General features: G+C 45.3%; 28 protein-coding genes. 23 read left to right on the top strand and 5 right to left on the bottom strand.

The features are described 5' to 3' along the window. The first annotated feature begins 2 nt into the window (after positions 1-2). The 5 genes from H528_RS13810 (at position 3) to ribD (ending at position 4752) form a co-directional block, all read left to right on the top strand. On the top strand, positions 3-416 hold the full coding sequence (locus H528_RS13810) for a hydrogenase iron-sulfur subunit (protein ID WP_157608165.1): 414 nt from the start codon (positions 3-5) through the stop codon (positions 414-416). A gap of 21 nt (positions 417-437) precedes the next feature. Continuing rightward, positions 438-1403, top strand: coding sequence for an NADH-quinone oxidoreductase subunit B family protein (locus H528_RS0106640; RefSeq protein WP_022853556.1), 966 nt, complete (start codon positions 438-440; stop codon positions 1401-1403). Between the two features lie 18 nt (positions 1404-1421). After that, positions 1422-2891, top strand: coding sequence for a Ni/Fe hydrogenase subunit alpha (locus tag H528_RS0106635; protein WP_022853555.1), 1470 nt, complete (start codon positions 1422-1424; stop codon positions 2889-2891). Positions 2892-3165: 274 nt separating this feature from the next. Next, positions 3166-3633, top strand: a complete 468-nt coding sequence (locus H528_RS13005) for a hydrogenase maturation protease (protein WP_022853554.1) — start codon at positions 3166-3168, stop codon at positions 3631-3633. Beyond that, positions 3634-4752, top strand: coding sequence for a bifunctional diaminohydroxyphosphoribosylaminopyrimidine deaminase/5-amino-6-(5-phosphoribosylamino)uracil reductase RibD (ribD, locus tag H528_RS0106625; RefSeq protein ID WP_022853553.1), 1119 nt, complete (start codon positions 3634-3636; stop codon positions 4750-4752). It abuts the gene before it with no gap. Here the strand turns inward: ribD and H528_RS0106620 are convergent. After that, positions 4739-5461 (bottom strand): hypothetical protein, encoded by a 723-nt coding sequence (locus H528_RS0106620; RefSeq protein WP_022853552.1) that lies wholly within the window; start codon positions 5459-5461, stop codon positions 4739-4741. The genes ribD and H528_RS0106620 overlap by 14 nt on opposite strands. A 379-nt stretch (positions 5462-5840) precedes the next feature. Between H528_RS0106620 and ftsH the strand changes: the two genes are divergently transcribed. The 5 genes from ftsH to glmM are packed head-to-tail and all read left to right on the top strand — an operon-like array spanning position 5841 to position 11596. Beyond that, positions 5841-7664 carry an ATP-dependent zinc metalloprotease FtsH gene (ftsH, locus tag H528_RS0106615; RefSeq protein ID WP_022853551.1) on the top strand — a complete coding sequence of 608 codons (1824 nt, stop codon included), beginning with the start codon at positions 5841-5843 and terminating at the stop codon, positions 7662-7664. A 2-nt stretch (positions 7665-7666) separates the two neighbouring features. Further along, positions 7667-8509 (top strand): dihydropteroate synthase, encoded by an 843-nt coding sequence (gene folP / locus H528_RS0106610; RefSeq protein WP_022853550.1) that lies wholly within the window; start codon positions 7667-7669, stop codon positions 8507-8509. Further along, positions 8506-9306 carry a diadenylate cyclase CdaA gene (gene cdaA / locus H528_RS0106605; RefSeq protein WP_022853549.1) on the top strand — a complete coding sequence of 267 codons (801 nt, stop codon included), beginning with the start codon at positions 8506-8508 and terminating at the stop codon, positions 9304-9306. Before folP ends, cdaA begins: the two co-directional genes overlap by 4 nt. Beyond that, a complete protein-coding gene (locus H528_RS0106600; RefSeq protein WP_022853548.1) occupies positions 9303-10214 on the top strand; it encodes a CdaR family protein in 912 nt (303 codons plus the stop codon). The genes cdaA and H528_RS0106600 overlap by 4 nt, the downstream gene beginning before the upstream one ends. A 32-nt stretch (positions 10215-10246) precedes the next feature. Further along, positions 10247-11596 carry a phosphoglucosamine mutase gene (gene glmM, locus H528_RS0106595; protein ID WP_022853547.1) on the top strand — a complete coding sequence of 450 codons (1350 nt, stop codon included), beginning with the start codon at positions 10247-10249 and terminating at the stop codon, positions 11594-11596. On the opposite strand, the gene H528_RS0106590 is transcribed toward glmM, so the two are convergent. After that, positions 11593-12285 (bottom strand): MgtC/SapB family protein, encoded by a 693-nt coding sequence (locus tag H528_RS0106590; protein ID WP_022853546.1) that lies wholly within the window; start codon positions 12283-12285, stop codon positions 11593-11595. The two genes, glmM and H528_RS0106590, sit on opposite strands and share 4 nt — an antisense overlap. 229 nt (positions 12286-12514) lie before the next feature. Between H528_RS0106590 and H528_RS0106585 the strand changes: the two genes are divergently transcribed. The 3 genes from H528_RS0106585 to H528_RS0106575 are packed head-to-tail and all read left to right on the top strand — an operon-like array spanning position 12515 to position 14664. Then, the gene (locus tag H528_RS0106585; protein WP_022853545.1) at positions 12515-12844 is read left to right on the top strand and encodes a Rho termination factor N-terminal domain-containing protein; all 330 of its coding nucleotides are present in this window, start codon (positions 12515-12517) and stop codon (positions 12842-12844) included. After that, entirely contained in the window at positions 12845-13735 is an 891-nt protein-coding gene (locus tag H528_RS0106580; RefSeq protein WP_022853544.1) for a phosphoribosylaminoimidazolesuccinocarboxamide synthase, read from the top strand. Then, positions 13732-14664, top strand: a complete 933-nt coding sequence (locus tag H528_RS0106575; protein ID WP_022853543.1) for a ParB/RepB/Spo0J family partition protein — start codon at positions 13732-13734, stop codon at positions 14662-14664. Before H528_RS0106580 ends, H528_RS0106575 begins: the two co-directional genes overlap by 4 nt. On the opposite strand, the gene H528_RS0106570 is transcribed toward H528_RS0106575, so the two are convergent. Continuing rightward, positions 14657-16189 (bottom strand): ATP-binding protein, encoded by a 1533-nt coding sequence (locus H528_RS0106570; RefSeq protein ID WP_022853542.1) that lies wholly within the window; start codon positions 16187-16189, stop codon positions 14657-14659. The two genes, H528_RS0106575 and H528_RS0106570, sit on opposite strands and share 8 nt — an antisense overlap. A 121-nt stretch (positions 16190-16310) precedes the next feature. On the opposite strand from H528_RS0106570, the gene H528_RS0106565 reads away from it, so the two are divergent. From H528_RS0106565 to H528_RS14050, 6 genes are read left to right on the top strand one after another with little or no spacing between them, the layout of a single operon-like run. Further along, positions 16311-18254 carry a transketolase gene (locus tag H528_RS0106565; protein ID WP_022853541.1) on the top strand — a complete coding sequence of 648 codons (1944 nt, stop codon included), beginning with the start codon at positions 16311-16313 and terminating at the stop codon, positions 18252-18254. Next, positions 18251-18985 carry a twin-arginine translocase subunit TatC gene (gene tatC / locus H528_RS13000; protein WP_022853540.1) on the top strand — a complete coding sequence of 245 codons (735 nt, stop codon included), beginning with the start codon at positions 18251-18253 and terminating at the stop codon, positions 18983-18985. The genes H528_RS0106565 and tatC overlap by 4 nt, the downstream gene beginning before the upstream one ends. Positions 18986-19005: 20 nt before the next feature. Beyond that, a complete protein-coding gene (locus H528_RS0106555; RefSeq protein ID WP_022853539.1) occupies positions 19006-19605 on the top strand; it encodes a DUF8196 domain-containing protein in 600 nt (199 codons plus the stop codon). A 24-nt stretch (positions 19606-19629) separates the two neighbouring features. Further along, complete coding sequence (gene tatA / locus H528_RS0106550) at positions 19630-19800, top strand: twin-arginine translocase TatA/TatE family subunit (RefSeq protein WP_022853538.1); 171 nt, start codon at positions 19630-19632, stop codon at positions 19798-19800. Positions 19801-19806: 6 nt separating this feature from the next. Then, the gene (locus H528_RS0106545; protein ID WP_022853537.1) at positions 19807-20706 is read left to right on the top strand and encodes a nucleotidyltransferase family protein; all 900 of its coding nucleotides are present in this window, start codon (positions 19807-19809) and stop codon (positions 20704-20706) included. Next, positions 20703-21650: an aminoglycoside phosphotransferase family protein gene (locus H528_RS14050; protein WP_022853536.1), complete on the top strand. Its 948-nt coding sequence runs from the start codon at positions 20703-20705 to the stop codon at positions 21648-21650. The genes H528_RS0106545 and H528_RS14050 overlap by 4 nt, the downstream gene beginning before the upstream one ends. Here the strand turns inward: H528_RS14050 and H528_RS0106535 are convergent. Both H528_RS0106535 and H528_RS0106530 read right to left on the bottom strand, forming a co-directional pair. Beyond that, positions 21627-22415, bottom strand: coding sequence for an ABC transporter permease (locus H528_RS0106535; RefSeq protein WP_022853535.1), 789 nt, complete (start codon positions 22413-22415; stop codon positions 21627-21629). The two genes, H528_RS14050 and H528_RS0106535, sit on opposite strands and share 24 nt — an antisense overlap. Then, the gene (locus tag H528_RS0106530; protein WP_022853534.1) at positions 22412-23062 is read right to left on the bottom strand and encodes an ABC transporter ATP-binding protein; all 651 of its coding nucleotides are present in this window, start codon (positions 23060-23062) and stop codon (positions 22412-22414) included. Before H528_RS0106530 ends, H528_RS0106535 begins: the two co-directional genes overlap by 4 nt. A 113-nt stretch (positions 23063-23175) precedes the next feature. Here H528_RS0106530 and argB point away from each other — a divergent pair, with 113 nt between their 5' ends. From argB to H528_RS14045, 4 genes are all read left to right on the top strand, one after another. Further along, complete coding sequence (gene argB / locus H528_RS0106525) at positions 23176-24069, top strand: acetylglutamate kinase (protein WP_022853533.1); 894 nt, start codon at positions 23176-23178, stop codon at positions 24067-24069. Then, positions 24066-24626 carry an orotate phosphoribosyltransferase gene (gene pyrE / locus H528_RS0106520; RefSeq protein ID WP_022853532.1) on the top strand — a complete coding sequence of 187 codons (561 nt, stop codon included), beginning with the start codon at positions 24066-24068 and terminating at the stop codon, positions 24624-24626. Before argB ends, pyrE begins: the two co-directional genes overlap by 4 nt. A 65-nt stretch (positions 24627-24691) precedes the next feature. Beyond that, positions 24692-24955 (top strand): hypothetical protein, encoded by a 264-nt coding sequence (locus H528_RS0106515; protein ID WP_022853531.1) that lies wholly within the window; start codon positions 24692-24694, stop codon positions 24953-24955. 19 nt (positions 24956-24974) lie between these two features. Continuing rightward, positions 24975-25343, top strand: a complete 369-nt coding sequence (locus H528_RS14045; RefSeq protein WP_022853530.1) for a flagellar protein FlaG — start codon at positions 24975-24977, stop codon at positions 25341-25343.

Raw genomic sequence — 25343 nt, 5'->3', positions numbered from 1 at the left:
CTATGGAATTTACACCTAATATCGTTGGTTTTGCTTGTCACTGGTGTACATATGCTGCCGCAGATTTGGCAGGTAGCTTGAGGCTTAAATATCCTCCCACTATCAAATTCATCCGTGTACCCTGCTCTGGAAGAGTTGAGCCGGAACATGTACTAGAGGCCCTTGCCAGGGGTGCAGACGGTGTGCTAGTAGGTGGGTGACACCTTGGTGATTGCCATTACCAGGTTGGTAATTATAAGGCAAGAAATCGCTTTCGTATTTTTAAAAAGCTTTTGGCTGATATGGGTTTTGAAGCTGAAAGGGTGCGTGTGGAATGGATTTCTGGATCTGAGGGCCAGCGCGTTGCCGAAGTAACCACGGAGTTTACCGAACAGCTCAAAAAGCTCGGCCCGAATCCTTTGAAACAAAAGTCTTAGTAGTCATATAGGAGGCATCCAATGTCCAAGGATAAAATTAAGTTAGGCGTTTTGTTAGCCGGAGGTTGTGCCGGCTGTGAAATGGCTATTGTGGACCTTTCTGAAAGACTTATAGACGCCCTTGAACACCTGGAAGTGGTTTTTTGGGCGCCTACAGTAGCCGACGTGAAATATAAAGACCTTGAGTCCATGCCTGATGGTTCTATTGATGTGGCCCTGGTAGATGGAATGGTACGCCTTGACGAGCACGAGCATATGCTCAAGGTCTTAAGGGCCAAATCTAAAGTCCTGGTAGCTTTTGGTAGCTGCGCTTCTGAAGGTTGTATTCCGGGGATGTCGAACCTATTCAAAAAAGAAGAGCTTTTAGAACATGCTTACAAAAATACCTTCAGCACTGACAATCCAGAAGGCATTTTACCCCAGCCAGAGTGGAAAGAAGACGGTAAATATGATTTAACCCTGCCGCGTTTTCTCGATGAAGTGCGTCCCATATCATCTGTAGTGGAAGTTGATTATTTTATGGGTGGATGCCCTCCTCACCCGGATTTTGTTGGCGAAGCTATTGGTGCCATCATTGAAGGAAAACTTCCTCCCAAAGGCTCCTGGATCACCTGTGGAAAGGCCGTGTGTGATTTTTGCGGCAGAAATCCTGCTCTTCAGGGCAAAAAACGCGAACTTACTACAGAGGTCAGGCGCACTTTTGAAGGCGCTCCTGATGACGGAAGGTGTCTTCTTGAGCAGGGTTACATCTGTTTTGGCCCCTTTACCCAGGGAGATTGCAAGGCCCTTTGCCCCAAAGTTGGCATTCCTTGTCGCGGCTGTGGTGGTCCGCTTCCAGGGGTTAAGGATTACGGGGCCAAAGCGGTGAGTGCTTTGGGAACAATGCTTACCGACGAAGCTGTTGATCAGCTTCTTAAAAAATATCCCAATCTTGTCCAGTTTATTTACCGCTATTCATATCCCAGTTCTTTGCTTAATAAGAAATAATCCTTAGGAGGATTTTTGATGAAAAAGATAACTATTGAGCCGATTACTCGATTGGAAGGGCATGGAAAGATTGCCATTTTCCTTGATGATAATGGCAATGTGGATAATGCCTTCTTCCAGGTAGTAGAGTTTCGTGGATACGAAAAATTTGTACAGGGCATGCCCATGGAGGAAGTCCCCCGCACAGTTTCTACCATTTGCGGGGTATGCCGAGGGGTCCATTTTACCGCCTCCATGAAGGCTATGGACCAAATTTTTGGTGTAGAGCCTACTCCGGTGGCACGTAAACTGCGTGAGATTTATTTTAACGCCCACCACGTTGAAGATCATGCGGCTATTCTCTATGCCCTGGGGCTTCCTGATTATGTTGTTGGTCCTGAGGCTTCACCTGCTGAGAGAAACTTAATCGGCCTAATCATGAAAGTAGGCGTCGATGTAGGGCGTCAGGTGCTTCAGCGCCGTGGTTATGCGGTTAAAATTTTCGAACTCTTAGGGGGTAAGCCTAATCATCCTGTTTCTGCGCTTCCTGGTGGCTGGGCCAAAAAGCTGAATGAAGAAGAGCGCCAGCAGATCCTTGCCTGGGGCAAAGAGCTCGTGGAACTCGGCAAATTTACCCTCCAGGTGTTTGAAGATGTTGTGCTCAAGAACGAAAAATATATGGAACTCGTTACCGGCGACATGTATAAGGTCGTTGTAAATTACATGGCTGGCGTGGATGAAAATGGCATAATCTCTTCTTTATATGAGCCCAAGGTCCAGAAAGTGATTTCCTACAACGGAGAAGAAATAGGTTCATACACCGGCAAACAATATCTTGATTTTATCTCTGAGAGAGTGCTTCCCTGGAGCTACCTTAAGATGCCATACCTCAAGCAAATCGGCTGGAAGGGCTATGATGATGGTGAGGGGACAAGCCTTTATAGTGTAGGGCCCCTTCCTCGTATTAACGTGGCTAAGGGTTTTAGCACTCCTCTTGCCCAGGAAGCATACGAAAAATTCTGGAGCACCTTTAATGAACGTCCGGTGCATTATATCCAGGCTTACCATTGGGCTCGTGCCATTGAGATGCTCCATTCTGCAGAGCGTATTGTGGAACTAGCAAGTGATCCTGAAATTACCTCTCCAGAAACCCGCCGTCATGATTTTAATATTACCGGCGAAGGTGTTGGTATTGTTGAAGCTCCTCGTGGCACCTTGATCCATCATTATCAGACCGATGAAAACGGCTACGTTACTAATGCCAACATGATTGTTGCTACTACCCATAACAAAGGTCCGATTAACGCAGCTATCAGAAAAGCTGCCAAGCACTTCATTAAAGAGGGCAAAGTAAACGAAGCGATTCTTAACTACGTTGAGATGGCCTTCAGACCCTATGACCTCTGCTTAGCTTGTGCTACCCATGCGGCTGGTCCCGGAGTCACCCCCATAGAAATCGCCATCTACGACCGCAAAGGCAACCTCTATAAGACCCTGCGTAATTTCTAAGTCTAAAAAGGGAGGGGGTACTCCCTCCCTTTTTAGTTTTTAAATTATTTTTTAATACCTAAATATCTAAATTGTTTTCGAGACCTTTGCAAAATTGTAGGGATTAGTGTTGCAAGCACAAGCTCAGGGATCCGTTCCTATTTTTCGTTCCGAAAAATGGGAACGCATCCTTGTACGGGCCTTTAGAAAAGCTATCTTGCAAAGATCTCACTTACGAATAAAACCTTTACAAAGTTGCGAAGATCCGGAAAATTCGTTGTGAATAGGTATTTTCATGGAAAAAGATACGCTAAAATCAGATACTGTTTTAGTGGGCATAGGGAACCCTTATCTCCAAGACGACCGGGCAGGGCTTGAAGTAGTGGCAGGTCTGCGTGAGCTTGGTTGTCCCTGGGATTTGGTAGAACTTTATACTACTGGGTTTGAGCTTTTAGATAAAATTAGAGGTTACCGCCGAGCTTTTTTAATTGATGCCGCGCAGTGGGGCAAAGAGCCAGGAACTATTATTGAGCTAAAAGGCGAGGAGTTGCGCCTGCCCCATGTTTCTTCGGTAAATACCCATGCCATGACCGTGGGACATATTATCGAAGTCGGTTACGTGGTATTTAAAGACGAAATGCCAAAAGAACTCACCGCCTATTTGATAGAAGTGGAGAACATAGACGAGTTTTCCGAGGAAATTTCTCCCAGGGTAAAAGCTGCTATTGAAAAGCTAGTCAACCATTTAAGATCCCTTTGGTAAATGGAAATTAAAGCAAGTAAAGAAGACGAGTTTTTCATGCGCAAGGCCCTTCAGGAAGGGCGCAAAGGCCTTGGGCGCACCTCTCCCAATCCCCCGGTAGGGGCGGTGGTGGTAAAAAATGGCCAAATCGTTGGCAGGGGGTATCACCGCAAGGCAGGGACGCCGCATGCCGAGGTTCACGCTTTAAGGGAAGCAGGGGAAGAGGCCCGCGGCGCCACTATCTACGTTACTTTAGAGCCCTGTAATCACCAGGGACGCACCCCTCCTTGTACTCAAGCCATCTTAAGGGCAGGAATAAAAAGAGTGGTCATTGGTTGCCCGGATCCGAATCCTAAGGCAAAGGGTGGAGCAGAATTCCTCAAGGAAAAGGGCTTAGAGGTAGTAACAGGGGTACTTGTAAAGGAATGTGCCGTTCTTTGCCGCTTTTTCTTGAAATCCGTAACCCAAAAATATGCCTGGATAATAGCCAAGGCTGCCATGAGTCTTGACGGCCGTATTGCTACTCGCACAGGTGATTCGAAATGGATAACAGGAGAAGCGGCCAGGCGCTTTGGGCACCGGCTGCGCAACATTTGTGATGCCATTTTGGTGGGGAAAAATACCGTGATACTTGATAATCCTTCCCTTACCTGTCGCATCCGAGGAGGGCGTGATCCGATTCGCATTGTTCTGGATACCAAGCTTTCGTTACCCCTGACTTACAAGATTTTTCAGCAAAAACGCGGCAAAACCATCTTGGCCTGTTCCGAACAGGTAGATAAAAAGAAGGTTAAAGCCTTTGAGGAGGCTGGTGTCGAAGTTTGGCCTCTTCCTCTAAAAGAAGGCATGATTGATCTTTACGCCTTAGGAGAAAAAGCCCTTTCTCAAGGGATCTTGAGCATTTTGGTTGAAGGTGGGGCTACCGTACACGGAAGCTTTTTTGATAGCGGCCTGGTGGATGAAATCGCCTTTTTTTACGGACCTTACATTATCGGCGGGGAGGCTGCCCCTGCTGCTATCTTGGGGCAAGGGGCAGCCTATCTGAAAGATGCTTTCCGCCTTTCTTCTTTTTCCTTAAAAAGACTAGGGGATTCTTTTTTAGTAAGCGGTTTTTTAACAGATCCCCTTAAACTTCAATAAGGGGTCGCTCTTCCTTGACTGCAAGGCTAAAACATTCTGTTTCTTCTCCGCGACTTTCAAGAACAAGCACTTCATAGCGTTCTTCAAACTCTGCTTCCATGGGGATGGCTGGGTGAAAGCTCAGTTTCCCGGGTATTTTGGGGCCAAAAGGAAGCCTTCCCTCAAGTAGGGCTGCTTCGAGTTCTTTTAAGAATTTTGGTTCTTTACCCCGGGGTAGTCTTCTAAGTTCTAAATCCAAGAATTCTTTTAGGTTATCGGGGTCATTGTCGTGACAATAGAAAAAGCCTACCAAAAGAGACTCTCCTCCACAAAAGTCTCCAAAATCAAAGACCAGGGGAATGAGTTTTTCAGGAGATAGGTCCTCAAATGGAAAAATGAACTTGGCGGCAAATTCTTCGTCACTGATCAAAAACCTTTTGAAAAGGAGAAAGTCTTTACCTTTGGGCACACGGAAGGGAAGGTATACGGCCCTTTTTCTAAGGGTTTCTACGTCAAGTCCCAATATGCCAGGGCCTTCAAAATCTTCTAACGAATCAAAATCAACCCCAAACTCCTCAAAATAGTCGTTAAAATCAAAAATACTTTTTCCTGAAACTCCTTCGTCCAGGTCTATTTCTTCTTTCATTAGCAATTCGCCCTTTTCCTCAGGAGTTAAAACACCTGCAGCAATCCTTATAGGACGACTAATGGCAAAAATTGTCTTTGTCATGGCTTACTCCTTTTTTCCGAAATTTTACAATGGACCCTTGCAAAACTTTTTAAGTCTCGTTTTAGGATCCCATACGGTTGGCTCGCAACACTGCTCTTGGCAATTTTGCAAAAGTCTCAAACAAAATAAACATAACTTCTTTGAGCACAAGATAGCTACCCAAAATTTTTAGTTACAAACCCATGAACAGTAGAAGGCCAACCTGGTTTGTTACTGGGATCACTTTTTCTCATTTTTCGAATGAAAAAATGGAAACGGTTACTAGGATGTCAAGAATTAAATTTTTGTCTAAATTTGCCTGATAGATTGCCAAATTTTTCGCAAAGATTTAAACTTTATACAAAAATTTTTAATAAAAATTTTCTTCGAGGTGAGAGATTTGCGTAGTTTTTATCGAAACCTGACAATTTGGCTGTTAATTGCGCTCGCAATGATATTTTTGTTCAACCTGGTTAGCACCCCTCACAAGACCGGCCAGGAAATCTCTTATACTGATTTTATTTCTATGGTCAAAAAGGGCCAAATTACCGAGGTGACTATCAAAGGCAAAGAAATACGAGGTGTTGTGGCAGATAAGAAAGAAACCTTTGTTACCTATATCCCGGACGGAGACAACGAAATATTTCCGATTTTGCGTGAGGCTGGGGTCCGCATAAACGTCAAACCCCATGAAGAAAATCCTTGGTACCTGTCGTTCTTAATATCCTGGCTTCCCATGCTTCTCTTGGTGGGGGTGTGGATATTTTTCATGCGCCAGATGCAGGCAGGAAGCGGTCGGGCCTTTTCTTTTGGCCGCAGCCGGGCGCGCATGATCTCTGGCGAAGAAGTAAAAGTCACTTTTGAAGACGTGGCCGGTGTTGATGAAGCCAAAGAAGAACTTGAAGAAGTGATTGAATTTTTGCGAGATCCCCAAAAGTTTACCAAGCTTGGCGGTCGCATCCCCAAAGGTGTTCTTTTGGTTGGCCCACCAGGAACAGGGAAAACCCTTCTTGCCAAGGCCATCGCTGGAGAAGCAGGGGTGCCCTTTTTCAGCATTAGTGGTTCGGATTTTGTAGAGATGTTCGTTGGTGTTGGTGCCGCCAGGGTGCGAGATCTTTTTACCCAGGCGAAGAAAAACGCTCCTTGTATCATCTTCATTGATGAAATCGACGCCGTAGGCAGACACCGTGGTGCGGGGCTTGGCGGTGGGCATGATGAACGCGAACAAACCCTTAACCAGCTTCTGGTAGAGATGGACGGCTTTGAAGGCAATGAGGGAATCATCGTCATTGCAGCCACCAACCGCCCAGACATTTTAGACCCAGCCCTTTTGCGTCCTGGGCGCTTTGACCGCCAGGTGGTGGTACCACCCCCTGACGTTAAAGGTCGGGAAAAGATCCTCAAGGTTCATACCAGAAATGTCCCCATTGCCGAAGACGTTGATCTTGAAGTCATTGCCAAATCTACCCCAGGGTTCACCGGGGCTGATTTACAGAACCTGGTTAACGAAGCCGCACTTATTGCCGCACGCAAAGGAAAAGACAAGGTCCACATGGAAGACTTTGAAGAAGCCAAAGATAAAATCCTTATGGGCCGTGAGCGCAAGACCGCGGTGATAAGTGAAGAAGAAAAAAGAATTACCGCTTATCACGAAGCTGGCCACACCATGGTAGCAAAACTTCTTCCTGGAACTGATCCGGTGCACAAAGTAAGCATTATTCCCAGAGGTCAGGCCCTGGGGATTACTCAGCAACTTCCCCTTGATGAGCGCCACACTTATCCCAAAGACTATCTGCTAAAGCGCCTCATGGTGCTTCTTGGTGGACGTGCCGCTGAAGAGTTGGTGTTCAACGAATTTACTACTGGTGCTGGAAATGATATCGAACGGGCTACTGAGATTGCCCGTCGTATGGTTTGTGAATGGGGAATGAGTGAAAAGCTTGGCCCCGTGGCCTTTGGCCAGCGTCACGAGCCAGTTTTCCTCGGCAAAGAGCTTACGCAAATCAAAAACTACAGTGAAGCCACTGCCCTTGCCATTGATAATGAAATCAGAGACATTGTGCTTACTTGCTATAACAAGGCCAAAAAGTTGCTCGAGGACAATATCGAGCTACTTCACCGTTTGGCGAATGCGCTGCTTGAAAAAGAAACCTTAGACGGCAAGGCTATTGATGAAATACTTGGCCTTTCGTCAGAAAGGCCTGCCGAGGGAGCTGTTTCGTAGGGATGCTGCCGCCGCTTAAAGTTAGAAACAAATTATTCGAATGGGGCGAAAAAACTTATCTTGTGGGCGTTTTAAACATAACGCCTGATTCTTTTTCTGACGGTGGCCTTTATCTAAACCCTGCTAAGGCCTTAAGGCGTGCTGAAGAGCTTATCGCTGCCGGGGTAGATATTATCGACATTGGAGGGGAATCTACCAGGCCCTTTGCTAAGCCCGTCCCAGTTGAAGAAGAATTAAAAAGGGTTGTCCCGGTTGTCGAGGCCATTAGGAAGGCTTGCGACATTCCTATTTCTATTGACACTTACAAGGCCAAAGTGGCTGAAGAAGCCCTTGCTGCTGGGGCTGACATCATTAACGACGTGAGTGCTTTGCGTTTTGATCCTGCTATGGCCAAAGTGGCAGCTAAGGCCAATGTTCCGGTCATCTTGATGCACATGAAAGGCAACCCCCAAACCATGCAGGTTAATCCTGAGTATGAAGATGTGCTGGAAGAAATAGCCCTTTTCTTTGAAGAAAGAATAAATTTTGCCGAAAAAAGTGGTATCAAAAGAGAAAAACTTATCATTGATCCTGGCATTGGTTTTGGTAAGCGTTTTGAAGACAACCTCAAAATAATCAAACATGTAGATTTTTTTAAAAGATTACGTTTACCAGTTATGCTTGGTCCTTCACGTAAATCTTTTCTAGGCCAGATTTTGGGAAAAGAAGCCCCTGAAAGGGATGCGGGCACCATGGCTGTGGTAGCCTATGCAGCCCTTAAAAATGTAGATCTGGTGCGCGTTCATAACGTGGCCATGGCCAATGATGTTTTAAGGGTAATGGAAGCTATAAAGGGGGTTCGGTGAAAGACCTCCTGAGGCAGTACCTGAACCTCCTACGCTGGCAAGACATCGTTGACATCCTAATCGTAGCCTACCTTTTCTACCGCATTCTCCTGCTTATCCGTGGTACCCGTGCAGTTCAAATGGCAGCAGGCCTTGCCATGCTGGTGATGATGTACTTTGTGGCGGCAAATTTGCAGCTTCTTACGTTACACTGGCTTTTAGGCACCTTTCTTTCTTCCATTTTTTTGGTGGTCATTATTGTTTTTCAGGACGATATCAGGCGGGCCTTGATTCAGATGGGGCAGACCCCTTTTGTCAAGGCTAGCGCTGAGTACAGCCAAATTATCGAAGAAATTGTGAAAGCCGTTACCGTGCTTTCTGAAAAAAAAATCGGAGCCCTTATTGTTATTGAGAGAAATACCGGTTTAGGGGAATTCATAGAAAGCGGTACCCCTCTTGATGCCAAAGTAACCAGGGATTTATTGATTTCTATCTTTCAGAAAAATTCACCCCTTCACGACGGAGCCGTAATCATTCGCGAAGGAAGGGTTGCTGTTGCCGGGGCGATTCTTCCTCTTTCTACCAATCCCAAAATTAGCAGGCGCCTTGGTACAAGGCATAGGGCTGCCATAGGCATCACAGAGGTAAGTGATGCCGTAGCCATCGTGGTTTCTGAGGAAACCGGGAGCATTTCCGTGGCCTTAGGCGGGAAGATTACCCGTGATATCCAGCCTTCTAATTTGCGGCAGTTGCTGCTCAACTTACTTGGCTTTCAGGAAGGCCAAAATCGCTGGTGGCGGAGGCGCATTTTTAAGTGAATCCATTTAGGTTTTTTAGTCAAAACTTGTTTTTAAAAATACTTTCGCTGGCATTTGCCATTTTGCTCTGGTTCTTTGTGGTCCTTGAAGACAAAGTCGAGAAGGAAATTACTGCCGAAATTAAAGTCACGGATATTCCCGCAGGACTTGTCTTGATCAAAGAGCCGCCTGCTTATGTTTACATAAAGGTGATGGGGCCAAGAAGTATCCTCAGAAGTATCGAAAAAAAGCCTGTAGTTGTCGTTTTGAATTTAAAGGGCCTGGGAGTTGGAAAACACCGTATCAAGATAACGCCACGAATGCTCGATTTACCTGCAGGTCTTAGTATTCAAGAGATTAGCCCTGACGAGATTGAAATTGTCCTGGAAAAAGAGGCCAGAAGGGTGGTAAAGGTGAAGCCCGTGATTTACGGGACTCCCAAGCAAGGTTGGATAGTTGATGAAATAAAAGTCTCTCCTGACAAAGTGAAAATAAAGGGCCCAAGATCCTTGATTTACCGGATCCGTGAAATCCAAACCAGACCTATCGACATCACCGGGCTTTATGGAGAGGTAAAAAAGATAGCGCTTCTTGACATACCCCCTATGATTAAGGCAGACCATGACCGGGTAGAAGTGACCATCAGGTTTAAGGAAAAAATTGTCACCAGGGAGATAAAAGATCTTCCGATACAAATAAAGGGTCTTCCCAAGGGAAGACACGCAACCCTTGAGCCTTCGAAAATAAACCTGGTGCTCAAAGGGCCAGAGCGCCTGTTGGGCGCTTTTGCAGAGCTAAAGATAAAGGCCTATGTTGAGCTAAAAAAGCTAACCCCAGCAAAACAACTCCTTGAAATAAAGATAGAATTGCCTCCTGGGGTCAAAGTTTTAGAGCTTGAGCCACGCAAAATTAAGGTTAACCTTGAATAGCCTTCTTAAAAACTTTTGCAAGAGGGGTAGTTATGGGAAAACTATTTGGCACAGATGGCATCCGTGGTAAGGCCAATAAGTGGCCCATGACACCAGAAATAGCCTTACAAGTGGGTCGTGCCGTGGGTTATCTTTTCAAAAATCATGGAAGTAAACACAAAATCCTTATCGGGAAAGACACCCGACTCTCAGGGTATCTTCTTGAGAATGCTATTGCTTCGGGGCTTTGTTCCATGGGGGCAGAGGCCCTTTTTGTGGGGCCGCTTCCAACGCCTGCGATTGCGTTCCTAACTACTGACATGCGCTGTGACGCGGGCATTGTTATCTCCGCCTCTCATAATCCTTATTATGACAACGGGATCAAAATATTTGGCAGAGACGGCTTTAAGCTTTCAGATGCACTGGAAGAAGAAATAGAAGACATGGTGTTAAATGATTCCATTTCTTCTAAACGTGCTCAGAATGAAGAGATAGGCAAGGCCTATCGTATTGAAGATGCAAGGGGCCGCTATGTGGTGCACCTAAAAAATACTTTTCCTAAAGGCGAGACCCTTGAAGGGCTTAAGATAGTCCTTGATTGTGCAAACGGCGCGGCTTACAAGGTTGCCCCTGCTGTTTTTGAAGAACTTGGCGCTGAAGTGATAAAGATCGGGGTCTCCCCAAATGGGCTAAACATAAACGATGGTTGCGGGGCCCTTTATCCCCAAAAAGTCGCAGAGCTAGTGCGTCAGGAGAACGCACACCTTGGTATCGCCCTTGATGGTGACGCTGACCGAGTCATTGTTATCGATGAGAAAGGGCGAATAGTTGATGGGGACCAGATACTGGCTATGTGTGCCAGAGAAATGAAAGAAAACGGTACCCTTAAAGGCGATGCCGTGGTAGCCACGGTGATGAGTAATATGGGGCTTGAAAAGGTCCTTGAGTCCATGGGGCTTCGTTTGATTCGGACTAAAGTGGGCGATCGCTTTGTAGTAGAAAGGATGCGCGAGGAAGGTATCAACCTAGGTGGCGAACAGTCAGGGCATATCATTTTCCTTGATCATGCTACCACCGGAGACGGTATTTTGGCGGCCCTTCAGGTGCTTGCGGTTATGAAGCGCCATGGTAAACCTCTTTCAGAGCTCGCCGATATTTTTGAAAAATATCCCCAGGTCCTGGTGAATGTAAAAGTAAAAGAAAAAGTCCCCCAGGAAGAAATTCCTGGGCTTTCGGAACTGGTGGCAAAGGTTGAAAAGGAATTAGGCGATGAGGGAAGGGTGCTCATTAGGCCTTCAGGTACAGAGCCCAAATATCGTGTGATGCTTGAGGGATTAGACGAAGCCAAGATAAAGGCCTATGCCGAAGAGATTGCCGCTTTGATTCGCGAAAAGCTCAGCTAGGGAACCGGGGCTTCTTCCCAGATAATACGTTTTACGGTTTCTTCGATCAGGATTTCTTCCACTAATTTGTCAAGGGGAATATCGTCTGTCATACGCAAGCGAAGTTTCATGGTGTACGAATTTTGCGAAAGGTCATAATAAAAGTCGATATTTTGTATTTCGATTTTGTATTCAGTGAGAATAGCTTTGATTCTTTCAAGTTGTTCAAAGGGGCAGGAACACGTTACCGCAAGAATCCTGTAAGTGTCGCGCACAAAACTTGGCCGAAAAACCATGCGAAATACATACAAGAAAACAATGCTTACCAGGGTGGTAACCACGGCCAGAAAATAGGCACCGGCTCCTACGGTAAGGCCAATGGCATTTACCAACCAGAGGCTTGCCGCGGTGGTGAGCCCGCGTACCGTACCACGACCCTTGATAATGGCCCCTGCCCCTAAAAAACCCATTCCTGCTACGGCGTAGGAGGGAATGCGTGCAGGGTCTATTCTAATAGAAGCGCTTGCCGAAACCTTGCCGTAATTTTCAATGAGTATGAGGGCAAGAATCATCAACAGGCACGAAGAAGTGGCCACGATGATGTTAGTGCGAAAACCCGCTGCCTGGCCGTGTTTTTCGCGTTCATAGCCAATGATAGCCCCTAGGGCTGCGGCCAAAAGTAGCTTTTCTATGTGAACCAGTTCAATCATAAGCTAAAGTGAAAGCGTTATATTTTGCAATATCAAGTGACTATCCCCCACTGCCCATCTTGCCAAAAGATGGGAACGGATCTCCGCAATACGAATTCGGCAATTTTTTAAAGGTATCTTGGTTGTGTTCCTCGTGATAAAAATTACTAGCCTGGGATTTTTTAAGCAAATGTTGAAGTGCGTCAAAATTTTGTTACATTGGCCTTGAGTCTTAAAAGGGGGGAGAAAAATGGCAGAACTTCCAAAACTTGAAAAGAAGCTCGAAAAAATGACAGTTAAAGAACTGCGTGAAATTGCCCTTCAGATTCCGGAGATTACCGGTGTTCACGGAATGAACAAGGAAGAACTTATCTCTGCACTTAAAAAAGTTTACGGCATAGAAGAGGCCCCACGAAAAGTTGGCGGTAGTATGCGTGAGCTTAAGGCAAAGATTGCTAAGTTTAAAGAGCTTGCCGCCAAGGCTAAAGAAGAAGGCAACATGGAGCTTTATGAGCGCTACCGCAAGCTAGCCTCGCGTTTTAAAAAGCGCACCAGAAAGCTTGCCCGGAAGGTGGCCTAAATGAAGGCCATCTTTGAGACCAATTTTTCCGGTCTTAAACTCCTTCATCGCGGAAAAGTGCGCGATCTGTACGACCTTGGGGAAAACCTCCTCATGGTTGCTACAGATCGCATCTCTGCCTTCGATGTAGTTATGCCCACGCCGATCCCTGGCAAAGGCATTATCCTTACCCAGCTTTCGCTTTTTTGGTTTGATTTTTTAAAAGACCTTATCTCAAACCACTTAGTCACCGCTGATGTTGACCATTTTCCAGAAGAATGTGCCCCTTACAGAGAAGACCTGCGCGGGCGCAGTATGCTGGTGAAAAAAGCAAGGCCTTTGCCGGTGGAATGTATTGTGAGAGGCTATCTTGCCGGCTCAGGCCTTAAGGAATATCGTCAAACAGGTACTGTTTGCGGTATCAAGCTTCCTCCCGGGCTTAGGGAGGGAGATAAGCTTCCTGACCATATTTTTACCCCTTCCACCAAGGCCCAAGAAGGCCATGACGTAAATATTTCTTTTGAAGAATGTGCTACCCTTGTGGGTGAGGAGACAGCACAAAAGATTCGCGATTTTTCCCTTGCCCTTTATAAAAAAGCGGCCTCTTATGCGGAAGAACGCGGGATCATTATCGCTGATACCAAATTCGAATTTGGCTTCTTTGAAGGTGAACTCATTTTGATAGACGAGGTTTTGACTCCTGATTCCTCGCGCTTTTGGCCTAAGGAAGAATACGAACCAGGGCGCCCTCAAAAAAGTTTTGATAAGCAATTTTTGAGGGATTGGCTAGAGGAAATTGGCTGGGAGAAGAGACCTCCTGCTCCAGAGCTTCCTCCAGAGATTGTCGAAAACACCAAAAAGCGTTATTTAGAGGCTTATCGAAGAATTACCGGAAAGGAACTTTGTCTTTGAGTTCAGAGTTTTCCCTTATTGAACTCACACAGATCGATTTCGAAGACAGAACTTTTTGTGTTTCTTATCCCGAGCGCGCCGAACTCCTCAAGGAATCCATTGATTTGGTAGGAATAATCCACCCGCCGGTGCTACGTCCAAAATCAACAGCGTTTCAAATTATTTCAGGAAGAGGGCGTCTTATTGCGGCCAAAACACTTGGTATAAAAAAAACGTTTTGTCGGATCCTGCCCGGATGGACCGATGACCTTACCTGTCTTAGCCTTTGTTGTGAAGAAAACATCACTTCTCGAGGGCTTAATTTAGTTGAAAAGGCCCAGGCAGTGGAAAAATTCCGTGGTTATCTTTCTGACAAAGAAGTTATTGAAAAAGTTTTGCCACGTCTTGGATTTCCGGCACACCACTATCACTTGGAACTCCTTGAAAAAATAGCTTTTCTGGAAGAAGAAGGCAAAAAGTTGTTGGTGGAAGAAAGGCTTAACCCCAAAGCAGTGCTAAAGCTTTTTTCTTTTGATGAAAAAGGCCGCCGCAAGATTCTTGCAATTTTTAGAGAAATTCCTTTTAGTAGCAGTCGTCAGCGGATCTTTTTGGAAATGCTGGAAGATCTCTCGCGCAAAGAAAAAAAATCAGTTGTTGAAATCTTAGAGGACAGAACTTTTCAGGCCTTGCTTGCAGACCAAGACTTAAGCCCTCAACAAAAGACAGAAGCCCTTTTTGCCTTTTTGCACAAACTGCTTAATCCCAGGATATGGGAGCGTGAAGAAAGATTTAAAAAGCTAGCGGCGCGTTTGCGTGAGGTGGGTGTCAAGATAAGTCCTTCCCCTGGCTTTGAAAAAGACGAATATTCTTTGACTTTTAGCTTTAAAAACCCTGATGAGCTTGAGCAAAAATGGGAAAAAATTAAAACTATTCTAAATGAATTTACTTAAATTTTTTCGTTTCAAGTTTTCGAGGGCTGCGGGTTTTATTGTCAAAGATTATACCTACACCGTAAATAGTTTTGGCGTACAAGTATTTTTCATAATATTTTTTTTGTTCTATTTGCCTTAAAGGGTCTTCATCGTGAACTTTAAATTCAAAGATATAGACCTTGTCTTCCAGGATGACTGTTAAGTCTATCCTGCCTTGTGAAGTTATGTCTTCAGGAATTACTTCAAATCCTGCGCCTGCCCAAAAGGCGTAAAACACGCTTCCATAAAAACCTTCATATTTTGAAAGGGAATTTTTGACGAAATTTGTGTAAGCAATATTTCCAAACAGAGCCTTAAGGGCTTTTTCCAAGTCTTTTAATCTTTCATTTCGGAGGACTTCATAAAGAAAATCTGCTAATTTTTGTTTTTCGTATCTGTCTTTCAAAAGAAGGTAATCCAGTAGGTAATCATTAAAGCTCATCCGAACTTCCATATTAGGAAAGGCTAAAACATAGCGGTTCTTATGCAAAATATGTTTTACTTGTTTTATAGTTAAGTAGCCAGACTGGAACATTATGGTTTCCAAATCAGGTCGTTCAACATCAAAACTTGAAAGGATCTTTTCATCAACCTCTAAATGTTCGAAACAAATTAAGTTGTATGTTTTTCTTTCCAGGAGCTTTATTAGAAAACTTGGCGTAGCAGTCTCAAACCAATAATTTTTAAATTCAAAGCCACTGTCAATAAAAAGTAAAATATCGAAAGGATTATAAAGTTTTTCATGTCCTAAGAAGTTGTAACCGTTATACCAGCGGCGCACCTTTTCTAGATCTACTCCTTTTAGGTATTCTTTAAATTCATGAGTAAGGTTTTCGTGAAGGTATCCGCAGATGTAAGCAAATTTAGGATTGAGAGAGATATCAACCAGATTGTTTATTCCACTAAAGATAGAAACACGGGAGAACCTACTGACACCTGTGATAAAGGCAAAGCGCAAATATTCGTCTGCGTCTTTGATAACTGAATAAAATCCACGTAAAAATTCTCGGGCCTCTCTAGCCGCGTTGACTTCTTCTATATTGTCAAGAATAGGTTTGTCGTATTCATCAACAAGGACCACCACTTTGGCTTTGAACTTATAGTAGATTCTTTCAATCAGTTCTTTCAAGCAAGCTGCAGGGACCTTTCTTTCGTCGCATGTAATGTCGAATTTTCTTTCGTGGCTACGTAAAATGGCAAAGGCCGTACTTTTGATTTCATCTAAGGTCTTCAAGTTTCCTGCCCAGCTGATTCGTATAACAGGATGTTTGGGGAAGTCATATTTATCGTAAATGTAAAGGCCTTTGAAAAGCTCTTTAGGGCCTTCAAATATTTCTTTTAAGGTGTTTAAAAAAAGTGATTTCCCGAACCTTCTTGGCCTCGCAAGGAAGACATATTGATAGCTTTCAAGCAAATCTAGGGCGTATTTAGTTTTATCAACATAGACAAAATTTCCCTCTCTTATCTTTCGGAAAGATTGAATACCGATAGGTAGTTTTTCCATATAATATATCTTAGTCTGATTTTTGGGCTGAGGGGAAGGTTTATCTTTAAAAATCTTCTTGAATTCCTGGCCCAGTGCGCTATAGGTCGAGCGAGAAACTATATTCCAAGAGGAGAGGCGTATGTTAAAAATCGACGTTACCAAAAAGCGGCTTGATACCGAAGAAGTAAAAACCCTTGAAGAAATGTGGCGCAGAGCCGCACGAAGGGTCATCCTGGCCACTACCCTTGCTGGCTGTGGGCACCCTGGTGGCTCTCTTTCTTCTCTCCACATGTTGCTTCTCCTTTATGCCTTGATTGAACATGATCCTAAAAACCCCCGCTTTCCAGAAAGAGACCGGGTGGTAATAAGCCATGGTCACATAAGCCCTGGGGTTTATGCTGTTCTTTGCGAATATGGTTATTTTCCCGAAGAGCCTTTTCTTATGGAGTTTCGCAGGGCTGGTTCTGCCTTTGGTGGCCATGTGGAACAATCTGTTCCCGGGGTAGAGTGGAACACCGGAAACCTTGGCCAGGGGCTTTCTGCTGCCTGTGGTATGGCTCGGGCCTTAAAACTAAAAGGCCTTGAGCGTCGGGTCTTTTGCGTCATGGGGGATGGTGAGCAACAAAAGGGCCAGGTAATAGAAGCCAGACGCTTTGCCGTAAAATTTGGCCTGAACAATCTTTGCGCCCTGATAGACTACAACCGGCTTCAAATCGGCGGACGTATCTACCGGGTGATGCCCCAGGATATTGCCCAGGAAATCAAAGCCACTTATTGGAACGTCATCGAAGCAAACGGCCATGACTTTAATGAGCTTTACCAGGCCTTAAGACGCGTGATTACCGGCGAGGTGCTCTGTCCGGAAAAGCCAACAGCCATACTTGCCCAAACCACCATGGGCAAAGGGATTTCTTTTATGGAAGACGACGAAAAATGGCACGGTATGGCGCTGCCACCTGACCTAGCCAGAGAAGCCCTCAAAGAGCTTGGCTTTGACCCACAGGAGCTTGATATCCTTCTTGAGAAAAGAAAAAGCTACCCGATTTCTTTTCCGCATTTTCCGCATGATCCAGAGCCGGTTGAGGTTGAAACTGGTGAGCCTATTCTTTACGGCCCCGATGTTAAGACTGACTGTCGTTCTGCCTATGGAAAAGCGCTTCTTTCCCTTGCGGAGTTAAACAACAAAGAAAATATGCCTCCGAAAGTCCTTGGGATAACTTGTGACCTTGAAGGCTCGGTTAAGATGTCTGCCTTTCGCAAGGCCTCACCTCAAGCCTTTCACGAAGTTGGTATCCAGGAGCACCATGCCGCTACGGTAGCAGGAGCCCTTTCCAAGGAAGGATTCCTTACGTTCTTTTCCACTTTTGGTGTTTTTGCGGTTGATGAAACCATCAACCAGCACCGTTTAAACGTGCTCAACAAAACCGCTTTAAAAATAGTCGCTACCCATTGTGGGCTTGACGTGGGAGAAGACGGCCCTACGCACCAGTGTGTGGATTATCTTGGCCTGCTTCTTAATCTCCTTGGTCTTGAGATATATTTTCCTGCTGATCCCAACCAGACCGACCGTATTATCCGCTACGTGGCTAAAAGCCGCGGAAATGTCTTTGTAGGTATGGGGCGTTCCAAGCTCCCGATTATTACCGATGAAGAAGGAAAGCCCTTCTTTGGGAAAGACTATGTCTTTATCCCAGGGAAGGCTGACCTTTTGCGTAAAGGTGATGCCGCAACCATTATCGCCTTTGGTTCGGTAATGCCAGAAGTGATGAAGGCCTGGGAAGTCTTGAAGCAAGAAGGCGTTTCCGTGGCTGTGGTGAACATGGCAACTCTCCGTCCCCTTGATGAAGAGGCTATTTGTGAGGCTGCAAAACGCGGACCGATTATGGTGGTGGAAGACCATGTAGTAGAATCAGGCTTAGGAAGCCTGGTGGCCAAAACCATTGCTAAACACGGACTTGTCGCAAAGCTCAGTCTAAAAGGGGTTACCCGTTATGGCTCTTCAGGAAAACCCCAAGACCTTTACAAGGAACAGGGTCTTGATGCAGCATCCCTTGTGAAAGCCATGAAGGAGCTCATTGCTTGAGTGCGGAGCTTATCCACGACAAGGAATTACCTTTAACCGAGCATTTAGCAGAGCTTCGTGACCGCATTATCAAAAGCCTGCTGGCGGTGGTAGTTTGTGCGGCTATTTGCTACTGGCAGATAGACCGGGTGCTTTATTTTTTGCTAGCGCCACTTTTGCCCATACTTCATGAAGAAAATGCCAAAGTGATTTTTACCGCTTACCAGGAAGCCTTTTTTAGCTATATCAAACTTGCGTTAATTGCTGGGGCCATGTTGGCAAGCCCCTTTATTCTTTTCCAGGCCTGGCGCTTTGTGGCCCCAGGGCTTTACGAACACGAAAGGCGCTTTGCCCTTCCTATGGTGCTTTTTTCTTGTGTAGCTTTTTTGGGTGGGGCAGCTTTTGCCTATTTTATTGTTTTTCCCAAGGCTTTTCTTTTCTTGGCAACCTTTGCCGGCCCAGATTTGCGTCTTATTCCAACCCTCAAAGACTATCTCAGCTTTTCGCTACGTCTTATGGCGGTCTTTGGTATAGCTTTTCAGGTGCCTGTGGCCCTTACCGTGGCCTCGCGCTTAGGCCTGATAACTGCCAAGCAACTTAAGGGATTTAGGCGCTATGCCATTTTGGGTGCTTTTATTCTGGCCGCTATCCTTACCCCAACCCCTGACATCGTGAACCAGCTCTTTTTGGCTATTCCTTTGGTGCTTCTTTACGAATTCAGCATTTTTCTGGTAGCATTAGTAGGTAAGTAACAGCTTTTTTAGGAGAAGTCATGCAAGAGGTCCTTGAAAGGCGCGTTGATAGACTGGAAGAAGCCCTCATGATGCTTGCTTATCAGGCTACCAAAACCGAAATGGAAGTAGAACGTCTTTCTAAGGAAATGAAAGCCTTCAAAGACGAAATGAGGGCTTTCAAGGAAGAAATGAGGGCTTTCAAAAATGAAATGAATAAAAAATGGGGCGATTTAGCCAACAAGCTCGGCACTATTGCCGAAGATATCGTAGCCCCTGGTATCCCTGCTGTAATTAAAAAGAACTTTGGTCTCGAAGTAGAAGAGCTCTCTGTAAGAAGAACAAAGAAGCTGAAAGAAAGAATGAGAGAATACGACGTGATCACGGTTGCAGGTGAATATGTATTCGTTGTTGATGTAAAGTCAAAATACAGAAGGCAGCATCTAGAGGATTTTGAGAAGGCTATAAATGATTTTTTTGAGTTTTTCCCTGAGTACCAAAAATATCAACTGATACCCGTAGTAGCTTCTTTTAACCTGACCGACGAAGTTATTAACCTGGCCTCTTCTAAGAATTGGCTTGGCCTTCAGATGTTTGGTGATTATCTGGAGTTTGTGAACATTGATAAAGTAAAGATTTGAGCAGATCCTTCATAGGAGGTTGCCATGTTTGGCCTAGGTACACAAGAGCTTTTAATTATTCTTTTGATTGCTTTGGTCCTTTTTGGAGCAAATAGGCTTCCTGAGATCGGAGCTGGCCTAGGAAAAGGTATTCGCGCCTTTAAAGACAGCTTAAAAGAAGAAGAGACCAAAGAAGAAATCGAGAAAAAAGCCTAAATTCTGGTGGAAAAGCGGGCTTTTGTATTAGCGGCCGGCAAGGGAGAAAGGCTCCTTCCCTACACTCGGTACGTTCCTAAACCTCTTTTCCGTATCCTTGGCCGACCGCTTCTTGAACTTATCCTGGACGAACTTCGCCGCACAGGTTTTCGCACTGTCGGAATAAACGCTTATCACCTAGCCCATAAACTCAAGGCGTTTCTTTCAGCATATCAGGATAAACATCCCGAACTGAAAATTAAGCTTTACGAAGAAAAAGAACTCCTGGGGCCGACCGGGGCACTTTATGGAGCAAGAGACTTCTTTGCATCAGAAACGCTCGTGATAAATGCTGATATTGTTACCAATTTTCCATACGAAACTTTGTTTTCTGCCCATAAAAGGTTTGGGGGTGAAGCAACATTGCTTTTAATGCGTACTCCCCGGGCCAAAAACGTTTTAGTCTCACAGGAAAGACTAATTGGTTTTGCTCCTAACGAAGATGCTTATACTTTTTGTGGTCTCCAGGTGGTAACACCAGCTTTTGTGGCAAGGATCCGTGAAGGAGATCGGGATCTTGTGCCCACCTATACCAGGCTACTAAACGAAGGAGTTAAGATAAACTGCCAGGTAGTAAGTGGCTTTTACTGGCAAGACATCGGGACTATTTCCGCCTACCTTCAGGTGCACGAAGACCTTTTAAAGAAAAGAGCTGTTATTTCGGGGATTTCTCCTCCTGCCTCTCCCTTTGTTTTCCCTGAAAAGGAACTTCCCAAGGGAGTCTCCTTTGAGGATTGGGTTTTTCTTGAAAAAGGCGTGGAGCTTAAGCCCGAAACTAAACTTAAGCGTGTAGTAGCCTGGGAAGGGGCAAGCATTCCTTCCGGCAAGCATACGGATACTCTGTTTATCCCTGAGGAAGTTTTGTGAAAGAGATAATTGATTTTTTTGTCCAAGAAAAAATCGCCTACGAAGAAATTATCCCTTTAAAGGGAGATGGTTCAGCGCGCAAGTTTTTCCGCGTTAAAACCCACGTGGAAAGTTTTGTTTTGATTCTCCCTCAGGAAGGCCATTTTGGGCTAAAAGAGGCGCGGTCTTACGTACTTATTGGGAACTTTTTAAAAAAAGCAGGAGTGCCTGTCCCCAAAATCTTCGCTTATCACGAAGAGACAGGCATCATTCTCGTAGAAGACCTTGGTGATATTAGGTTCCAGGATCTCCCCCCTTACGAACGCTTTGAGCTGTTTCCTGAGGTGTTTGAGGTGCTTAAGCGTTTTTCAGAGATAAGTGTTTGTTTCCCGCGCACTTTTGTGCTTGAGACCCTTTTTTACGATGAGAAGCTCATGTGGGAGCGCGAAGCCCTTTATTTTTTGGATTTTTTTGTGAAAAAATACCTTCGGCAAAAAGATACAGCCGCGCTTTTACCAGTGCTTAAAATGCTTTGGGAAAGATGCCGTAAAAAGCTACGGGAAGACAACCTTCTTCATCGCGATTTTCAGGCCCGAAACATTATGGTCAAAGGGGGGCGCATCTTTCTTATTGATTTTCAGGGGCTGCGTTTGGGACCAGGGGCCTATGACCTTGCCTCTTTTTTGATTGACCCCTACCAGGGCCTTTCTCAGGGAGAAAGAAACTATTGGCTCAAATATTTTCAAAGGAATTTTTCCCAGGCGCCATCAGAAGAAGAATTTATATGTTTTGCCCTTTTCAGGAATTTTCAAATACTTGGGGCCTTTGCCAAATTGACCCTTTTGGGCAAGACCTGGTTTGCCACATATATCCCACATGCTGTGAAAACCTTAAAAGAGCTTTTGGCCTTTTTTCCTGAAAGCAAACCTTTAAGCGAATTTTTAGCTAAGAATTTCTCTTCTTAGGCGGAGTTCGCGGCCAAAGAGCCTTTTTCCTGCAAGAAAAACCACACTGGTAGCCCCTAGAGAGTAAGAACCTGCAAGCATAAACATGACGAGTATCTGGTAGGCCACTGCCTGAAGGGGCGGGGCGCCTGCAAGGATTTGTCCGGTCATCATGCCAGGAAGCGAGACAACCCCTGCCACTGACATGGAGTTGATAATGGGTACCAGGCCGCGTCTTACCGCTGCACGCAAAGCATTTTGCAGGGCTTCGTTTCTATCAGCCCCGTAGGCCAAAAAAAGTTCTATTTCACTGCGGCGGCTAACTACATAGTCAAGAAACGTATCAAGAGCAAGGGAAACCCCGTTTAACGAGTTTCCAAGGAGCATGCCCAAAAGGGGAATAACATACTGGGGATGATACCAGGGTTTTACGTCAATGATGATTTGCGTAACAACAGCGCCGATGACAAAGGCCACGCTTGCCATGGAGATGGTGGTGTCAAGGATCATGTGTGCATAGCGCCTGCGGGAGCGTGCTGAAGCCTCTCTCCCTGCTACAAGCGTCATAAAAAATAAAAGTCCAAGAACGAAAAGGGGATTATCAAGCCCAAAGACGGTTTTGAGCACAAAACCCACCAGGGAGAGTTGAATCACCGTGCGGGTTGCTGCAATAAGGAGCCTTTTTGCTACGCCAAGGCGTAACAAAAAAGAAAGTATCGCGGCAAGAAATACAAATCCGGCAGCCAGGGCAAGATCAAAAGGAGAAAGTGAAATGAAACCGCTCACGACTCCTCCTTGAGTCCTTCTTCAGTAAGTGTCCAGGTGCGAGTCTTTTTAGGAAGCTCCTGATGACTTACGCAGATAACAGCGCGTGTTCCCAGACGACTAAACTCATACAGAGCTTGAAAGGCTTTTTCAAAGCTTTGGGCATCTAGCCCCGAAAAAGGCTCATCTGCGAGGATGACTTGGGGGTTGAAAAGAAGCGCACGCACAAGGGCAAGACGTTGGCGTTCTCCTGTGGAAAAATTTTTGACGTCCTGGTCAAGGTTTTGGGGTAGCCCGAGGGTTGCAAGAAGGTTTTTAGCTGCCGCTTCTTGGGGTCTTTTCTTGCGGTTTACTTTGAATTGATACGGAAAAAAGAGATTTTCTGAGATTTTTCCTTCAAGAAGAGGGGCTTCTGGCGCAAGATAAATACATTTACCGCGGAAAAGAGAAATTTCTTTGGCGCGAAATATTTTGCCATTAATTTTTCTTACGGCACCATCTGCTCTTTCAAGGCCAATGATTTGGCGCAATAAAGTGGTTTTCCCACATCCTGAAGGCCCTTTTAGATGGACAAAGTCTCCTGCAAAAAGGGCTATTTTTACGTTCTGGTAAAGGATTTTTCCCTGACAAACAAAAGAAAACGGCCCGGCCTCTAATAAAGGGTCCATGGCTTATGATGTTAGCTTATTTGCGCGCAAGCTAAAACAAGATAGCAAAATTATTTTTCACCCTTTAAAACTGTGCTACGGTTTTAGGCGGCAAATCCAAAGGAGGTCTTTACATGGACATCACCCATGAGATGAGGGCCAAGGTCTTAATCGAGGCGCTGCCTTATCTGCGCAAATTTTACGGCAAGACCGTGGTTATCAAATACGGCGGCCATGCCATGGTTAATGAGGACCTTAAAGAAGCCTTTGCTCAGGATGTGGTGCTCATGAAATACGTGGGGTTAAGGCCTGTGATTGTGCACGGAGGCGGCCCCCAGATAAGCGAAGTCATGGCAAAAATGGGGATAAAGCCAGTTTTTGTTGAGGGGCAAAGGGTAACTGATGACGCTACCATGAGTGTAGTAGAAATGGTGCTGGTGGGCACGGTAAACAAAAGCATAGTGGGGCTCCTTAACCGCCACGGAGGGCAAGCGGTAGGGCTCTCTGGGAGAGACGGCGAAATGGTAGTGGCGGAGAAGATGAAGATTTACAAATACACCGGTGAAGACCGGCCCCCAGAGATAATCGATATTGGTAGGGTGGGAAAGGTAAAAGAAGTCAATCCCCAAGTGCTTAATACCCTTATGGATGCCGGATTTTTACCGGTTATTGCTCCGGTAGGAGTAGGGCCAGGTGGAGAAGCCTATAACATCAATGCAGACCTTGTGGCAGGCGCTATAGCCGGGGCGCTAAAGGCTGAGAAAGTCATTTACCTTACTGATGTTGAAGGGGTAAAAGACGAGACCGGAAAGCTTATTTCAACGCTTACCGTGCCGGAGATAGAAGACTTATTTGAAAAAGGCGTTGCCAAGGGCGGCATGATTCCCAAGCTAAAAAGCGCGCGTAAGGCCCTTTTGGCCGGGGCAAAAAAGGCCCACATAATCGACGGGCGTGTGCCCCATGCCATTTTGCTTGAAATATTCACAGACCACGGAGTGGGGACAGAAATCATAGGAGAGGTGTCATGAGCGAAAGAAAAAAACTTTTTGAGTTGTTGCTTAAAAGGTCTTTCATGTATCGTGAAGAGGGCTTTCGTTTGGCCTCAGGAAAAATCAGCCCGTACTACCTGGATTGTAAGAAAACAACCCTTTGCGCTGAGGCCTTGCCCTTGATAGGAAAGCTCCTTTGGTTGCTTGCCAAGGATTTTGCCCCTGAAGCCGTTGGTGGCCTAACCCTTGGGGCAGATCCTCTGGTTGCTGCAGTATGTTTTGAGGCAGGGCTTTTGGGGCAAAAACTTGAGGGATTTATCGTGCGCAAAGAGCCCAAGGGCCACGGCACACAAAGCTTCATCGAAGGCTTTGTTAAACCAGGGATGAAAACCGTCATTCTTGAAGACGTGGTGACTACAGGTGGTTCAAGCTTAAAGGCGGCAGACAGGGCTAAAGAAGCTGGCCTTGAAGTTTTGGCAGTAGTGGCTTTGGTTGATCGCAAAGAAGGAGGGCGTGAGGCTATCACCTCTTACGGACTTTCTTTTGCAAGTGTTTTTGAGATAGACGAATTTCTTTCCCGCGTGCGTGCCTCCTGAATTTTTAGTTAATCCGCTTGAGCGCCGAAAAAAGAAATAGCGAATTTTTTTACTGGGAGGGTCACGTGTTAGGTAAAGAAGCCCTTGAACAGCTTACGGCGCTCAATTCCAATTGTCGTAAGGCCTTAAGAGAAAACGATTTTCAAAAGCTCCAGGCCCTTATGGAGCTCAAAAAAGAGATTATGAAATTCCTTAAAAATTGTTCTTTTTCACCTGAGGATCTTCCATTGGTGCAAAAGGTCCTTGCAGATGAAGAAGACCTTGCCAAACTCGTACTTCACAAAAAAAAGGCTTTAGTAGAGTTTATGAGGGTTTCTAATTTCCATTAAGATTTCCAAGGAGGGAATCATGCAGGTAGGAAATGTTTTGAACCAACCCATTGAAAACATCTCTCAATCTCCTGGTATCCGTCAGGAGTTTAGTAGGGCCCCCACCAATAAAGAGACCTCTTCTCAAAAGGGTGGCAAAGGTATCCCTAAGGAAGCACAAGAAAGTGCAGAAAATTATAAGGAAATGGTACAAACTATCCAGAAAGAACTTGAAAAATTAAACGTACGCTTGGTTTTTAACCTGGACGAAGAGACTAAGGAAGTGGTAGTACAGGTCGTGGATCCTGAAACAAATAAAGTTATTCGCCAAATTCCGCCAGAAGAACTTTTGGAAATTAGAAAAAAACTAGACGAAATCGTGGGTATCTTGTTTGAAGCAAGAGTTTAG

Origin of the sequence: Thermodesulfatator atlanticus DSM 21156 (genome assembly GCF_000421585.1) — a bacterium.
Taxonomy (GTDB): Bacteria; Desulfobacterota; Thermodesulfobacteria; order Thermodesulfobacteriales; family Thermodesulfatatoraceae; genus Thermodesulfatator; species Thermodesulfatator atlanticus.
Note: the sequence above shows the minus strand (reverse complement) of the source record. Positions and strands in the feature narration are given on the sequence as shown.

What these genes read in the sequence shown, in the direction of transcription:
- H528_RS0106555 (WP_022853539.1), top strand. Translation starts at nt 19,006, where the DNA reads ATGCAAGAGGTCCTTGAAAGGCGCGTTGATAGACTGGAAGAAGCCCTC.
- H528_RS0106635 (WP_022853555.1), top strand. Translation starts at nt 1,422, where the DNA reads ATGAAAAAGATAACTATTGAGCCGATTACTCGATTGGAAGGGCATGGA.
- H528_RS0106530 (WP_022853534.1), bottom strand. Translation starts at nt 23,062, where the DNA reads ATGGACCCTTTATTAGAGGCCGGGCCGTTTTCTTTTGTTTGTCAGGGA.
- H528_RS0106570 (WP_022853542.1), bottom strand. Translation starts at nt 16,189, where the DNA reads ATGGAAAAACTACCTATCGGTATTCAATCTTTCCGAAAGATAAGAGAG.
- H528_RS0106590 (WP_022853546.1), bottom strand. Translation starts at nt 12,285, where the DNA reads ATGATTGAACTGGTTCACATAGAAAAGCTACTTTTGGCCGCAGCCCTA.
- tatA (WP_022853538.1), top strand. Translation starts at nt 19,630, where the DNA reads ATGTTTGGCCTAGGTACACAAGAGCTTTTAATTATTCTTTTGATTGCT.
- H528_RS14045 (WP_022853530.1), top strand. Translation starts at nt 24,975, where the DNA reads ATGCAGGTAGGAAATGTTTTGAACCAACCCATTGAAAACATCTCTCAA.
- folP (WP_022853550.1), top strand. Translation starts at nt 7,667, where the DNA reads ATGCTGCCGCCGCTTAAAGTTAGAAACAAATTATTCGAATGGGGCGAA.
- pyrE (WP_022853532.1), top strand. Translation starts at nt 24,066, where the DNA reads ATGAGCGAAAGAAAAAAACTTTTTGAGTTGTTGCTTAAAAGGTCTTTC.
- H528_RS0106620 (WP_022853552.1), bottom strand. Translation starts at nt 5,461, where the DNA reads ATGACAAAGACAATTTTTGCCATTAGTCGTCCTATAAGGATTGCTGCA.
- H528_RS0106580 (WP_022853544.1), top strand. Translation starts at nt 12,845, where the DNA reads ATGAAGGCCATCTTTGAGACCAATTTTTCCGGTCTTAAACTCCTTCAT.
- H528_RS0106565 (WP_022853541.1), top strand. Translation starts at nt 16,311, where the DNA reads ATGTTAAAAATCGACGTTACCAAAAAGCGGCTTGATACCGAAGAAGTA.
- H528_RS0106640 (WP_022853556.1), top strand. Translation starts at nt 438, where the DNA reads ATGTCCAAGGATAAAATTAAGTTAGGCGTTTTGTTAGCCGGAGGTTGT.
- H528_RS13005 (WP_022853554.1), top strand. Translation starts at nt 3,166, where the DNA reads ATGGAAAAAGATACGCTAAAATCAGATACTGTTTTAGTGGGCATAGGG.
- argB (WP_022853533.1), top strand. Translation starts at nt 23,176, where the DNA reads ATGGACATCACCCATGAGATGAGGGCCAAGGTCTTAATCGAGGCGCTG.
- glmM (WP_022853547.1), top strand. Translation starts at nt 10,247, where the DNA reads ATGGGAAAACTATTTGGCACAGATGGCATCCGTGGTAAGGCCAATAAG.
- H528_RS0106585 (WP_022853545.1), top strand. Translation starts at nt 12,515, where the DNA reads ATGGCAGAACTTCCAAAACTTGAAAAGAAGCTCGAAAAAATGACAGTT.
- ribD (WP_022853553.1), top strand. Translation starts at nt 3,634, where the DNA reads ATGGAAATTAAAGCAAGTAAAGAAGACGAGTTTTTCATGCGCAAGGCC.